We start from the raw sequence: 13,808 nt of genomic DNA, 5'->3' as shown, positions 1-13,808 counted from the left end.
CGGGGGTCAGCCGCGCCACATGCCCGGCGACGCCGAGCAGGCCGTTGGTACGCACCCGGGTCGCGAGCAACGACTGGTGCGCGTCGCGGAAGGTGCTGTCGGTGACCGCGAGCGCCTTCTGCTCGCGCAGGGCGCGGGCGAAACCGTCCGGGCCGAGGGCGAGCAGGCGCTGCCTCGAACCGGCCGACGGCGGCAGACGCAGGTCGAGGGCGGGCAGCTTGTCGTGCGGGTAGACCGTCGTCGGCCGGTCACCGTAGGGCTTGTTGACCGTGACGTCGGCGAGGTATTCCAGGATCTTCGATGCGCGGTCGGCAGAGGTGTGGCGGGTCAGCAACTCCGGTCGTTCATCGATGAACGAGGTCGTGACCCGGCCGGCCTGAAAGTCCGGGTCATCCAGAACGGCTTGCAGGAAGGGGATATTGGTGGCCAGTCCACGGATGCGGAACTCGGTCACCGCACGGCGAGCACGCGAGATCGCGGTCGGGAAGTCCCGGCCACGGCAGGTGAGTTTGACCAGCATGGAGTCGAAGTGGGCGCTGACTTCGGCACCGACGTTCGCGCCACCGTCGAGGCGCACACCCGCGCCGCCGGGTGAACGGTATCCGGTGATGCGGCCGGTATCGGGCCGGAATCCGGCGGCGGGGTCCTCGGTGGTGATCCGGCACTGCAGCGCCGCACCACGGATGGTGATCGAGTCCTGGCGTAGGCCCAGTTCCTCGAGGCTCGCGCCGGAGGCGATGCGGAGCTGGGCCTGGACCAGGTCGACGTCGGTGATCTCCTCGGTGACCGTGTGCTCGACCTGGATGCGCGGGTTCATCTCGATGAAGACGTGATTGCCGCGCTCGTCGAGCAGGAACTCCACCGTACCGGCACAGGTGTAGCCGATCTGACGGGCGAAGGCCACCGCGTCGGCGCAGATGGTTTCGCGCAGTGCGGGATCCAGGTTCGGGGCGGGTGCGAGTTCGATGACCTTCTGATGGCGGCGTTGCAGCGAGCAGTCGCGCTCGAACAGATGGATGACATTGCCGTACTGGTCGGCCAGGATCTGCACTTCGATGTGGCGTGGGTTGATCACGGCCTGCTCGAGGAACACCGTCGGGTCGCCGAAGGCCGCTTCGGCTTCGCGCGCTGCCGCTTCGATTGCCGATCGCAACTGGGCAGGATCCTCCACTCGGCGCATGCCACGCCCACCACCGCCGGCGACGGCTTTGACGAAGACCGGGAAGTCCATCGACTGCGCGGCCGTGAGCAGTTCCTCGACATCGGCCGAGGGTGGTGTCGAGGCCAGGACCGGAAGCCCGGCGGCTTTGGCGGCGGCGATCGCACGGGCCTTGTTGCCGGTCAGTTCCAGCACCTCGGGTGAGGGACCGATGAAGGTGATGCCCACAGCGGCACAGGCGGCGGCCAGGTCGGGGTTCTCGGAGAGGAACCCGTAGCCCGGGTACACCGCGTCCGCGCCGGACGTGCGTGCGGTGGCGATGATCTGGCCCACCGACAGGTAGGCACGGACCGGATGCCCGGGTTCGCCGATCTGGTAGGACTCGTCGGCCTTGAGCCGATGTGCGGAGTTGCGGTCCTCGTGGGGGAACACCGCGACAGTTTTCGCGCCGAGTTCATAGGCGGCGCGGAAGGCGCGGATGGCGATCTCGCCGCGGTTGGCTACCAGGACTTTCGAGAACATGGGGCGGAGTACCTCTTCGATTCTTCGACGTCGGCGGTGTCGACGCCGGAAATGGGAGACGGCCCGTACGGGTGAGTACGGGCCGTTGGGTCAGGTGCCGTGCGCTGGGTGTCAGGCCACGACAGTGCGTTGCGGCACGCCCACGTACTCGCTCAGTGGACGGATCAGGGCGTTGGATTCCCCTTGCTCGATGATGTGGGCGGTCCACCCGGTGATCCGGCTCATCACGAAGATCGGGGTGAAGACCTCGATGTCGAAGCCGAGCAGGTAGTAGGCGGGGCCGGTCGGGAAGTCGAGATTCGGCTTGATGCCGGTGGCCTCGACCATCGTCTGCTCGAGGATCTCGTACATCTGGACCCACTTGGCCCCGCCGGTGACGGCCGCGACATCCAGGAAGGCCTGCTTCATGGTGGGGACCCGGGAATCACCGTTCTTGTAGACCCGGTGGCCGAAGCCCATCACCTTGTCCTTCTTGGCCAGCTTGTTGCGCATCCACTCCTCGGCCAGCGCGGGGTCGCCGATCTCGATCATGTCGTGCATGACCGCCTCGTTCGCCCCGCCGTGCAGCGGGCCCTTGAGCGCGCCGATGGCGGCGGTCACCGCGCTGTAGATGTCCGACAGCGTGGACGTGACCACCCGGGCGGCGAAGGTGGAGGCGTTGAAGCTGTGCTCGGCGTAGAGGATCAGCGAGACCTCGAACGCCTTCACCAGCTCCGGGGCAGGGACCTTCCCGAAACACATGTTCAGGAAGTTCTCCGCGAAACCCATATGCGAATGTGGCGCGATGGGCTCCAGCCCGTGCCGCTTGCGGTGATCGGCGGCCACAATGGTCGGCAGCACGGCCATCATGCGCAAGGCCTTGGCGCGGTTGGCCTTCGGCGAGTTGTCCCACTCTTCCGGGTCCTCGGCGCCGAGCCAGCTGATCGCGGTGCGCACCACGTCCATCGGGTGGCAGTTGTCGGGCATCTTCGCGATGAGCGCCAGCAGCGAGCGATCGGCCCGGCGGGCGGCGCGCTCCTGCTGCAGGAACTGCGCGTACTGGGCATCGTTCGGTAGCTCGCCGTACCAGAGCAGGTAGGCGACCTGCTCGAAGGTGCAGTGCGCGGCCAGATCCTGGACCGCGTAACCGCGGTAGGTCAGCGAGTTCGTTTCGGGCACCACCTTGGAGATCGCGGTGGTGTCGACGACGACGCCCGCCAGGCCCTTGTAGATGGTAGGGATTGCGGTATCCACCAGCCCACCCGCCGCCCGACCGCCGCCCCTCGCCGAATCGCTGCGCGATACAGTGCTCATTATGACCTTCCGAGGGTGAAATTGAATATGTCGGAATCGAATTCGTTGTATCGCTCGTACTGCAGCAGCTCGTAGAGCCTGCTGCGGTGCTGCATCTGATCCAGCAGCCCCGACTGGGTACCGGTGGCCGCGATCTCGCGCAGGCCGGTCTCGGCGGCGAACATGGCCAGCCGCAGAGTCGTCACCGGGTAGATCACGGCGTTGTAGCCGATCGACTCCAGCGTCTTGGCCGACAGCAATTCCGACTTGCCGAACTCGGTCATATTGGCCAGCAACGGAATCGAGACCGCGGCCCGGAACTTCTCGAAGTCGGCCGGGGTGTACAGGGCCTCGGTGAAGATCAGGTCGGCGCCGGCGTCGGCGTAGGCCTCGGCCCGGTCGATCGCCGCGTCGATGCCCTCGATGCCGGCGGCGTCGGTGCGCGCGCAGATCACGAAGTCCGGATCACGCCGGGCCGCGACCGCGGCGCCGAGCCGCCGAACCATCTCCTCGGTGGGCACGACGGCCTTGCCGTCGAGGTGCCCGCAGCGCTTCGGATTGACCTGGTCCTCGAGGTGCAGGCCCGCGATGCCCGCGTCCTCCATGACCGTCACCGTGCGCGCGGCGCTCATCGGTTCACCGAAGCCGGTGTCGGCGTCGATGAGCACCGGCAGCTCGGTGACGCGGGCGATCTGCTGCCCGCGCCCGGCCACCTCGGTGAGCGTGGTGAGACCGATATCGGGCAGGCCGAGATCGGCCGAGAGCACCGCGCCCGAGACATAGACACCCTCGAAGCCGATCTCCTGGATCAGCTTGGCCACCAACGGATTGAACGCACCCGGGAAGCGCTGAATGGTGCCGGAGGCCAGGCCCGCCTTGAATGCGGCGCGCTTGTCGGCGGCCGAGTTCGAGGCCGCGAGCAGGCCGGTCATCAGAACAGTCCCTTCGGCAGCTGCGGCGTGCGGGCGAGCACCTCGTCGGAGACGGTGAAGTTCAGCTGACCCAGCTCCTCGGCGGACAGCTGCGGGGTGCGCTGGGCGACCTCAAGGAAGCGGTCCTGCTCGGCGGGCTCGATGACGCCCTCGGCGAGGGTGCGGAACTTGGCGATGTACTGCTCGCGGGCGAAGGGCCGCGCGCCCAGCGGGTGCGCGTCGGCGACGGCCAGCTCGTCGACGATCACCTCACCGCTCTTCAGGGTGACCTCGGCGCGGGCGCCGAAGGCCTTCTCGTTCGGGTCGGTGGAGTGGTAGCGGCGGGTCCACTCCGGGTCCTCAGCGGTGGAGATCTTCTGCCACAGCTCGATGGTGTCGGGGCGCTGCGCGCGCTCAGGCGCGTAGGACCGCTCGTGGTGCCAGGTGCCGTCCTGCAGGGCGACCGCGAAGATGTACATGATCGAGTGGTCCAGGGTCTCGCGCGAGGCCTTGGGGTCGAACTTCTGCGGGTCGTTGGAGCCGGTGCCGATCACGTAGTGGGTGTGATGGCTGGTGTGCAGCACGATCGAGGCGACCTGATCGAGATCGCCGATGCGCTCGCGCAGGCGGAACGCCAGGTCGATCGGCGCCTGGCTCTGGTACTCGGCCGAGTGCTCCTTGGTGTAGGTGTCGAGGATGCCGCGCTTGGCCTCTCCCGGTGCGGGCAGCGGCACGGAGTACTCGGCATTCGGGCCGCCGAGCAGCCAGGCGATGACACCGTCTTCGCCCTCCCAGATCGGCGAAGGGGCGCCTTCACCGCGCATCGCGCGATCGACAGCCTCGACGGCCATCTTTCCGGCGAAGGCCGGTGCGTAGGCCTTCCAGCTCGAGATCTCGCCCTTGCGGGACTGGCGGGTCGCGGTGGTGGTGTGCAGCGCCTGGCCGATCGCCTGGTAGATGGTCTCGGTGTCGAGGCCGAGCAGGGTGCCGATGCCTGCGGCGGCCGAGGGGCCGAGGTGGGCGACGTGGTCGATCTTGTGCTCGTGCAGGCAGATCGCGCGGACCAGGTCGACCTGGATCTCGTAGCCGGTGGCCAGACCGCGGATCAGGTCGGCGCCGCTGCGGCCGGTGTGCTGGGCGGCGGCCAGGATCGAGGGGATGTTGTCACCGGGGTGGGAGTACTCGGCGGCCAGGAACGTATCGTGGAAGTCCAGCTCACGCACTGCGACACCGTTGGCCCACGCCGCCCACTCGGGGGAGAACCGGCCGGGCACACCGAACACCGCGGCGCCGGGTCCGTAGGGGTGCGCCAGTGCCTGGGCGCGTGCGTTGGCGACCGGACGGCGGGTGATGGACGCCGCGGCGACCGAGGCGTTGTCGATGATCCGGTTGACGATCATCTCCTCGGTGTCGGCCGGCACCTCCACCACGTCGGCGGCAACCTCGGCGATCCGCCAGGCCAGGTGCTCCTCACGAGGGAAGTCCTCGGCGGAGCGGTGGGTGCAGACGAGATGGTTCTTCACAGCGGGGGCCTCCCAGGCGTCGAATATTCACCGATACATTTCGCACGCTACACAGGGTTGCCACCAGGGAAAATGCCTCACAGATGCCGAAATTTGTGAAACCTTCCCGGCAAATTTGTGAAAATTGTGGAAGAGGCGGGTGCTAGATTCGGGACATGCAGAAGATGTACGCGGGCGCGCGGCTGCGGACGCTGCGCGAACAGCGCGGGCTGTCGCAGACGGCGATGGCGAAGCTGCTCGGGCTATCGGTGAGCTATATCAACCAGCTCGAGAACGATCAGCGCCCACTCACCGTGCAGGTGCTGCTCAAGCTCAACGCCACCTTCGACCTCGACATGGGATTCTTCACCGCCGGGACCGACGCTCGGCTGCTGGCTGATCTGCACGATGTCTTCGTCGAGGACCCCGATACCGCGAGCATCAGCAATGCCGAACTCGAGGACCTGGTGGCGCGGGTACCCGCGGCCGCCCATCTGCTGGTGAGCCTGCATCGCAGGCTCACCAGCACCACCCAGCAGATCGAGCAGTTCTCCGCCGGTCTCGAGACCCCGGCGACGGCAGCGGCGGCCGCGACACCATACGAGGACGTGCGCGACTTCTTCTATGACCGCCGCAACCACATTCCCGAACTCGATCTGGCCGCCGAGACCCTGTTCACCGAGAACCGGCTCAGCATAGGCGGATTGGACCTACAGCTGACCAGGCTGTTGCACCAGCAGCACGGCATCACCGTGACGATACGCTCCGACGATCCCACCGATCCCGGCCCCAAACGAATCTTCGATCCCGTCGCCCGCCAGATCGTGCTCGCGCGCAGGCTCTCGGCCGGACAGCGTGCCTTTCAGCTCGCCACCCAGCTCGCCTTCCTCACCCACAACCACACGATCGAGGCCATCACGGCCACGGTGACCATGCCCACCGAGTCCCGCGATCTCCTGCGCATCGGGCTGGCCAACTACTTCGCGGGTGCGCTCATCCTGCCCTACACCAGGTTTCGCAATGCCGCCGAAGAGTTGCGCTACGACATCGAGTTGCTGTCGTCGATGTTCGAGGTCGGTTTCGAGACGGTCTGCCACCGGCTCTCCACCATGCAGCGAGCCGGTCAGCGTGGTGTGCCGTTCTTCTTCGTGCGCGTCGACCGGGCGGGCAATATCTCCAAACGCCAGTCCGCCACGGCGTTCCATTTCTCCCGCGTTGGCGGCAGCTGCCCGCTGTGGGTGGTGCACAACGCCTTCGCCGCCCCGGGCCGGATCCATACCCAGATCGCTCAGATGCCCGACGGCCGCAAATATCTGTGGCTGGCCCGCACCACCGACGAGAGCACTCCCGGATTCCTCTCCCCCAAACGCGATTTCGCGATCGGTCTCGGCTGCGACATCGCCTATGCCGAGAAGCTGGTGTACTCCAGCGGCCTGCCGCTCAACGACGACGCCACCGCGGTGCCCATCGGCGCGGGCTGCAAGGTGTGCGAACGTCCGGCTTGCGCGCAACGCGCGTTCCCTCAGCTCGGCCGCGCCATCCGTGTCGATGACAACCGGGCCGCCAATATCCCCTACACCCCTGCCGACCGTCCCGCTCCCGACCGGAGCTGACCCCTGCCACGGCGCCGCAACAGGTCCGTGGCCACTTCCATGAAGAGCGACAGTGGCCACGGACCCAGTGTGGGCGCGACGAGTTGTGGCGCGCTCAGCGCACCGGCAGCGGCGCCTCCCCCACGCCATAGCCCAGGTTGGTCAACACCTCGCCGGTCGCCTTGGCGAAGTTCAGCGTGATGAAATGCAGGCACGGCGCGCCCTCTCGAATGAGACGTTCGGCCATCTCGGTGGCGATCGCAATGCCTTCGGCACGAACCGCCGACTGATCCGGCTCCGGACCGCTGCCCGCGGCCCGGCGCAGTCGGGCCATGACCGATTCGGGCAGTGGGCGCCCGCACAGTTCTTCGGCTCGAGCGACTGTCCGCAGCGAGGTGATGGGCATGAGCTCCGGGATAATGGGTTTGGCGCCCTGCTCCGGGTCCAGCGCGCTGACCCGATCCCGCAACCGTAGGTAGTGCTCGACGTCGAAGAACATCTGGGTGATCGAATACTCCGCGCCCGCACGCAGTTTGGCCACCAGGAACCTGGTGTCGTGGTCGAGGTCAGGGGAACGGTGGTGGCCCTGGGGGAAGGAGGCGACACCGACGTGGAAAGCACCGAGGTCGCGCACGATCCGCACCAGTTCCTCGGCGTAGTGCACACCTTCGGGATGTTTCGCCCACGGACCCAAGGGGTCACCCGGCGGGTCTCCGCGCAGGACGAGCAGATTGCGGATCCCGGAATCGGCGTAGGAGCCGACCAGGGAACGTAGTTCCGCGACACTGTGTCCCACCGCGGTCAGATGCGCCACCGGCAGCAGCGTTGTCTCCCGTGCCAGTTCCCCGGTGATACGGACCGTGCGGTCCTTCGTCGAGCCACCCGCGCCATAGGTCATCGACACGAACGCCGGATGCATGCGCTCGAACTCGCGCACCGCCCGCCACAACCGCGCCTCCCCCGCACTGTCTCGCGGCGGATTGAACTCCACCGAGAACGGCACGCCCGCACCCACGCCTGCGTGCGCACGCAACCTCTGCGCGACCGAGTGGCCGACGCTGTCGGTTTCACCGCACTCAGGTCGCCCCGAACCGGTCCTCGTCATCTTTGGTCTCCTCGAACCCCACGCCATTCCCGGATCGCCACCAGGTGCCGCATCGCGGCCGATCCCCAGTGGCGAATATCCGGTCAGATGAACTTCCAGTCTTCGAGGCCCTGGTAGAGCGGGACGCTCTGGGCCAGCTTGGCGACGCGGGCGCGCAGGGTCTCGGTGTCGGAGGTGCCTGCGAGGGCGGCGGCGATGATGTCGGCGACCTCGGTGAACTCGGCGTCGCCGAAGCCGCGGGTGGCCAGGGCGGCGGTGCCGATGCGCAGGCCGGAGGTGACCATCGGCGGGCGCGGGTCGAACGGGACGGCGTTGCGGTTGACCGTGATGCCGACCTCGTGCAGGAGGTCCTCGGCCTGCTGGCCGTCGAGCTCGGAGTTGCGCAGGTCGACCAGGACCAGGTGCACGTCGGTGCCGCCGGTGAGCACGGAGACGCCCTTGTCCTCGACGTCGGCTCCGGTCAGGCGCTCGGCGAGGATGCGGGAACCGGACAGGGTGCGCACCTGACGGTCCTTGAACTCGTCGGTCGCGGCGATCTTGAATGCGGCGGCCTTGGCGGCGATCACGTGCATCAGCGGGCCACCCTGCTGACCCGGGAACACCGCCGAGTTCAGCTTCTTGCCGAATTCCTGCTTGGCCAGGATCAGACCGGAGCGGGGGCCGCCGAGGGTCTTGTGCACGGTGGAGGACACCACGTCGGCATACGGCACCGGCGAGGGGTGCAGACCGGCGGCGACCAGACCGGCGAAGTGCGCCATGTCGACCCACAGGTAGGCGCCGACCTCGTCGGCGATCTCGCGGAACTTCGCGAAGTCCTGGTGGCGCGGGTAGGCCGACCAGCCGGCGACGATCACCTTCGGCTTGGCCGCCTTGGCGATGTCACGCACCTCGTCCATGTCGATGCGGTGGTCCTCCTTGCTCACCCCGTACGAGTGGACGTCGTAGAGCTTGCCGGAGAAGTTCAGGCGCATGCCGTGGGTGAGGTGACCGCCGTGGGCCAGGTCCAGGCCCAGCAGGGTCTCGCCCGGGTTCATCAGCGCCATCAGCACCGCGGCGTTGGCTTGGGCGCCGGAGTGGGGCTGCACGTTGGCGAACTCGGCGCCGAAGAGCTCCTTGGCGCGGTCGCGCGCCAGGGTCTCCACCACGTCGACGGCCTCACAGCCACCGTAGTAGCGGCGGCCCGGGTAGCCCTCGGCGTACTTGTTGGTGAGCACGGAACCCTGCGCCTGCAGGACCGCGCGCGGCACGAAGTTCTCCGAGGCGATCATCTCGAGGGTGTCGCGCTCGCGGGCGAGCTCGCCCGCCATTGCGGCGGCCAACTCGGGATCGAGCTCACCGAGAGACTGGGTATTCACCGAAACAGCAGCGGTAGCGGACTGGGCCACGATGTGTTCTCCGTCGGGTGGCAGCAACGGCCTGACGCCAATGGACGCACGACAGCGGAACCCCCAACTCGCACAACACGATTCGGGAACCTGCCGGTGAGCGCCCGATCCACGAGGCGACGACCCCCGGACACGGCGTATCCGGCACAGTGGCAGGTCTTCGGACTTACAGGCACCGGCCGGGGACCCCCCGCGCCACCTACTGACCGCCGCTTCCCGGGCATGGGTGGCCCAGTGCTGTTGACGATGTTCGTTCCTGCTTACCGCTGCGGGACAGCCCCGGATTTCCACCGGGTTCCCTCTCCACCCCGAAACGCCACACGGCGCGAGGTGTCGACGCCGACGACCGAGCGGGGACTCCCGACATCCAGGCCACCGGCGAACCAGCTGCCCGCACAGAATACGACACCGCAGTGCACACACAACCCACGCACCGCTACCACGGTGGACCATCGCCCACCCCGACACCCTGATATCGCCTCGAAAAGCCACCCTCGAGCGGCCTTTCCACTATGACGGGCCTCACAGAGAAAAAGCCTGGGACGGCCGGGCGATCCGCCTGGCCATCGCCGCTGGGCGATTCTGGACTAGCATGGTCGGCGCAGCTGGTTCACGTTCACTGTGCAGAGTCGGAGTCCCGAGCTCCGGTGATCGTGTCGAAACCGGGCGCCGGGAGACCGGTGTCCGGCAAGAGGGAACCCGGTGGGAATCCGGGACTGTCCCGCAGCGGTGAGTGGGAACGACCGCCGTCATCGAGCACTGGGCACCTCCCTGGGAAGCGACGGCCAGTAGGTCGGCCGAATCGGCCGGTGCCCACAAGTCCGAAGACCTGCCCGTTGCGCCGGACACGCCGTGTCCGGCGGCCTCCGCCTCGTGGATTGGGCGCACGGACCGACAATTTCCGACCCGCCGGACCTGTCCGGAGCGGGCGCGGTTTTCGCGCGTGTTCGCACGGTCGGTGGTCGGTGCTGCCCACGACAGGCTGTGGCCATCCCACCCGTACCGGAGACGATGATCGTGGCCGTTCCGCACACCCCCTTCACCGCCACTGTTCTGGGGCTGCCCCGAGTTGGGCCGAACCGTGAACTCAAGCGCGCCACCGAGGCCTACTGGGCCGGCAAGGTCGACGCCAATCACCTGCACACCGTCGCGCGCGAGCTGCGCCATGCTCATCTGAGCCTGCTCGCCGCCGCCGGCCTGGACTCGATCCCGGTCGGCACCTTCTCCTACTACGACCAGGTCCTCGACACCGCCGTCCTGCTGGGTGCGCTGCCGCCACGGGTCGCCGAGATCGCCGACCCGCTCGATCGCTACTTCGCCGCTGCTCGCGGCACCGACTCGATCGCGCCGCTCGAGATGACCAAATGGTTCGACACCAACTACCACTACATCGTCCCCGAGATCGACGGCGGCACCCGGTTCTCGCTGCACCCGGAGAAGCTGTTCGCCGAGCTCACCGAGGCCGACGAGCTCGGGATCCCGGCCCGTCCGGTCGTCATCGGGCCGCTGACCTTCCTGAAGCTGGCCAAGCATGCCGATGGTGCGCCGTTGGACCGCCTCGCCGAGTTGCTCCCGCTGTACCGGGACCTGCTCGCCCGGCTCGCGGCCGCCGGTGTCGCGTGGGTCCAGATCGATGAGCCGATCCTGGTGACCGACCTGAGCGACAGCGAGCTCGCGGCGGTACGCGCCACCTACACCGAGCTGGCCTCGAGCACCGACCGGCCCGCGATCCTGATCGCCACCTACTTCGGCCACACCGATGCCGCGCTCGCCGAGATCGCGGCCACCCCGGTAGACGCGATCGCGGTCGACTTCACCACCGGCACCACCGTCGAGGCCATCGCCTCGGTCCCCGCGCTGACGCACAAACTGCTGGTGGCCGGTGTCGTCGACGGCCGCAACATCTGGCGCACCGATCTCGACGCCGCGCTGAGCACCCTCGGTTCGCTGCTGGGCAGCGCCGCCTCGGTCGCGGTGTCGAGTTCGTGCTCCCTGCTGCACGTTCCGTACTCGCTCACCCCGGAAGCCGCGCTCGACGAGCGGCTGCGGTCGTGGCTGGCATTCGGCGCCGAGAAGGTCGACGAAGTTCGCGTACTCGCCACGGCATTGACCCAGGGCACCGACACCGTCGCCGCAGAGCTGCGCGCGGCCCGCGACGCCGCCGAGTCGCGCCGCACCGACCCTCGCCTGCACAACGACACGGTCCGTGCCCGCCTGGCCGCGCTCACCCCCGCCGACATCGAGCGGGCTCCCGCCGACGAACGGCGCGCCAAGCAGCGGGCGCATCTGGACCTGCCATTGCTGCCGACCACCACGATCGGCTCCTACCCGCAGACCTCGGCGATCCGGCTCGCCCGCGCCGCGCTGCGCAAGGGCGAGATCGACCAGGCCGAGTACGTGACACGGATGCACGGGGAGATCGACGACGTCATCGCGCTGCAGGAACGCCTGGGCCTGGATGTGCTGGTTCACGGCGAACCCGAGCGCAACGACATGGTCCAGTACTTCGCCGAGCTGCTCGACGGCTTCGCCGCCACCGACAACGGCTGGGTGCAGTCCTACGGCACCCGCTGCGTGCGCCCGCCGATCCTCTTCGGTGACGTCGTCCGGCCCGCGCCGATGACCACCGACTGGATCGGCTACGCCCAGTCACGCACCACCAAGCCGGTCAAGGGCATGCTCACCGGACCCGTCACCATCCTGGCGTGGTCCTTCGTCCGCGACGACCAGCCGCTGGGCGAATCCGCTCGTCAGGTCGCCCTCGCCATCCGCGACGAAGTCACCGACCTCGAAACCGGTGGCGCGCGCATCATCCAGGTCGACGAACCCGCCCTGCGCGAGCTGCTCCCCCTGCGTGCGGCCGAGCAGCCGGATTACCTTGCGTGGTCGGTGGATTCGTTCCGTCTGGCGACCTCCGGTGTCGCCGACACCACCCAGATCCACACCCATCTGTGCTATTCCGAATTCGGTGAGGTCATCGGAGCGATCGCCGGCCTGGACGCCGACGTCACCTCGATCGAGGCCGCCCGCTCGCACATGGAGGTTCTCGACGACCTCAACGCCGCGGGCTTCGACCTCGGCGTCGGTCCTGGCGTCTACGACATCCACTCCCCGCGTGTGCCTTCGGTCGAGGAGATCACCACCTCGTTGCAGGCGGCACTGAAAGCTGTTCCGGCCGAGCGGCTCTGGGTGAACCCGGACTGCGGTCTGAAGACCCGCGGACCGGTCGAGGTCGAAGCTTCACTGCGCAACCTCGTCGCCGCGGCAGCCGCGCTGCGCTGACCGAGGTTCGAGGATCGTGTCGGCGTCGGCGCCCAGCGCGCCGACGCCGACAACACCACACGTATCTGGCAACAAGTTGTAGTCGTTCGCCCGGAGCTGGATTCGACGTGATCGCCTGTGCCTGCCGAGGTGCCTCAGCGATTCGCTCGTCGGATCGCTTGCCGACGGTGGTCCCACGACTGGCAACAAGGTGGTCCCTTCAGGCGGTTCTGGCGCAGATAGCGTGATCGCGCTGGTCGGCGTGTCATCGCAAGATCCGTCACGACATGGGTGAAGGTGGTATGCGTGTGTTGATCTTGTTCGAAGCTTGTTGCCGCACTTGAACAATCTGCCGTGGGATAGGAGCTCAGCACTCTCACCTGCTCGCGGACAGACTGTGGATCGGCCTCGCCGGAGATGACCGCCATATCCGCGGTCTGGTCTGGAGATTCGGCGTCGCGAAACGATTCGGCGCCCTCAGGGGTGAGGTGTGCCCGTCGTTGGGCCATGATGGCCCGCACGCGGAACTCGGCATCGGGTTGCCGGCGGGCCCAGTCATGGGAGTAGGCCGCGACCTGCGAGGTCTGGCGCACTATGCGGTCCGGTTCGGGCGGGGCGGGCCAGAACTGTAGGAGATAACGGTCCTGTACTGGCTCATCGTGGAGTCTGACGTCCTTCTCTCGCGCCTGGTCCATACCCTGCGCGCAGTACCGCACCCGGTAGTCGAGCCCTTCTTTCAAGTCCAGTTCCCAGGAGTCCTCGCCTGCCCACTGCACCAGGAAGCTTTGATCCGAGAGCGGGTAGAAGGAGACCTCCACGACGTCTTCCCATTCCGGATCGAGCGGGGGAGCCTGGCCGCGCACTTCGACGGTGAAACCGACGTTGCCGGTGTGCAAACCGGTCCTCAGGAAAAGTGCGCCGGGTACCGCGGCGCCGCACAGTCCTGCGCGCTGCCCGGCGAACGCCTCGTGCATGCGCGGGCCGAAGTCCCCGGGGTCACTCTCGACATAAATCTGGCTGTAGGAGACACCTACCTCGCCATCGAGTCTGAACACTTCTCACACCACCCCAACCGGCGAGAGCCCACCATCGCCGGGCC

General features: G+C 67.7%; 9 protein-coding genes and 2 riboswitches. Of the genes, 2 read left to right on the top strand and 7 right to left on the bottom strand.

The features are described from left to right. The 4 genes from AB0H61_RS36320 to prpD form a co-directional block, all read right to left on the bottom strand. A partial coding sequence (locus tag AB0H61_RS36320) for a biotin carboxylase N-terminal domain-containing protein (RefSeq protein WP_357312725.1) occupies positions 1-1,681 on the bottom strand: 1,681 nt, incomplete at its 3' end. A 111-nt stretch (positions 1,682-1,792) separates the two neighbouring features. Beyond that, complete coding sequence (locus tag AB0H61_RS36315; protein ID WP_357312741.1) at positions 1,793-2,914, bottom strand: bifunctional 2-methylcitrate synthase/citrate synthase; 1,122 nt, start codon at positions 2,912-2,914, stop codon at positions 1,793-1,795. 59 nt (positions 2,915-2,973) lie between these two features. Continuing rightward, on the bottom strand, positions 2,974-3,885 hold the full coding sequence (prpB, locus tag AB0H61_RS36310; RefSeq protein WP_357312723.1) for a methylisocitrate lyase: 912 nt from the start codon (positions 3,883-3,885) through the stop codon (positions 2,974-2,976). Beyond that, positions 3,885-5,387 carry a 2-methylcitrate dehydratase PrpD gene (gene prpD / locus AB0H61_RS36305; protein WP_357312719.1) on the bottom strand — a complete coding sequence of 501 codons (1,503 nt, stop codon included), beginning with the start codon at positions 5,385-5,387 and terminating at the stop codon, positions 3,885-3,887. The genes prpB and prpD overlap by 1 nt, the downstream gene beginning before the upstream one ends. Positions 5,388-5,542: 155 nt before the next feature. Here prpD and AB0H61_RS36300 point away from each other — a divergent pair, with 155 nt between their 5' ends. Beyond that, the gene (locus AB0H61_RS36300) at positions 5,543-6,979 is read left to right on the top strand and encodes a short-chain fatty acyl-CoA regulator family protein (protein WP_357312716.1); all 1,437 of its coding nucleotides are present in this window, start codon (positions 5,543-5,545) and stop codon (positions 6,977-6,979) included. Between the two features lie 94 nt (positions 6,980-7,073). Here AB0H61_RS36300 and AB0H61_RS36295 read toward each other — a convergent pair whose 3' ends face one another. After that, complete coding sequence (locus AB0H61_RS36295) at positions 7,074-8,063, bottom strand: methylenetetrahydrofolate reductase (protein WP_357312713.1); 990 nt, start codon at positions 8,061-8,063, stop codon at positions 7,074-7,076. A gap of 83 nt (positions 8,064-8,146) precedes the next feature. After that, positions 8,147-9,448: a serine hydroxymethyltransferase gene (gene glyA / locus AB0H61_RS36290; RefSeq protein WP_357312710.1), complete on the bottom strand. Its 1,302-nt coding sequence runs from the start codon at positions 9,446-9,448 to the stop codon at positions 8,147-8,149. A gap of 133 nt (positions 9,449-9,581) precedes the next feature. Next, a riboswitch (cobalamin riboswitch) is annotated at positions 9,582-9,784 on the bottom strand. A gap of 311 nt (positions 9,785-10,095) precedes the next feature. Continuing rightward, a riboswitch (cobalamin riboswitch) is annotated at positions 10,096-10,300 on the top strand. A gap of 159 nt (positions 10,301-10,459) precedes the next feature. Between glyA and metE the strand changes: the two genes are divergently transcribed. After that, on the top strand, positions 10,460-12,730 hold the full coding sequence (gene metE / locus AB0H61_RS36285) for a 5-methyltetrahydropteroyltriglutamate--homocysteine S-methyltransferase (protein ID WP_357312739.1): 2,271 nt from the start codon (positions 10,460-10,462) through the stop codon (positions 12,728-12,730). 134 nt (positions 12,731-12,864) lie between these two features. Here the strand turns inward: metE and AB0H61_RS36280 are convergent, their stop codons facing one another. After that, a complete protein-coding gene (locus tag AB0H61_RS36280; RefSeq protein ID WP_357312707.1) occupies positions 12,865-13,764 on the bottom strand; it encodes a hypothetical protein in 900 nt (299 codons plus the stop codon). Positions 13,765-13,808: the final 44 nt, after the last annotated feature.

This window comes from Nocardia sp. NPDC050710 (genome assembly GCF_040654375.1).
GTDB lineage: Bacteria > Actinomycetota > Actinomycetes > Mycobacteriales > Mycobacteriaceae > Nocardia.
The sequence above is the reverse complement of the archived record's forward strand: the minus strand, read 5'-3'. Positions and strand labels throughout refer to the sequence as shown.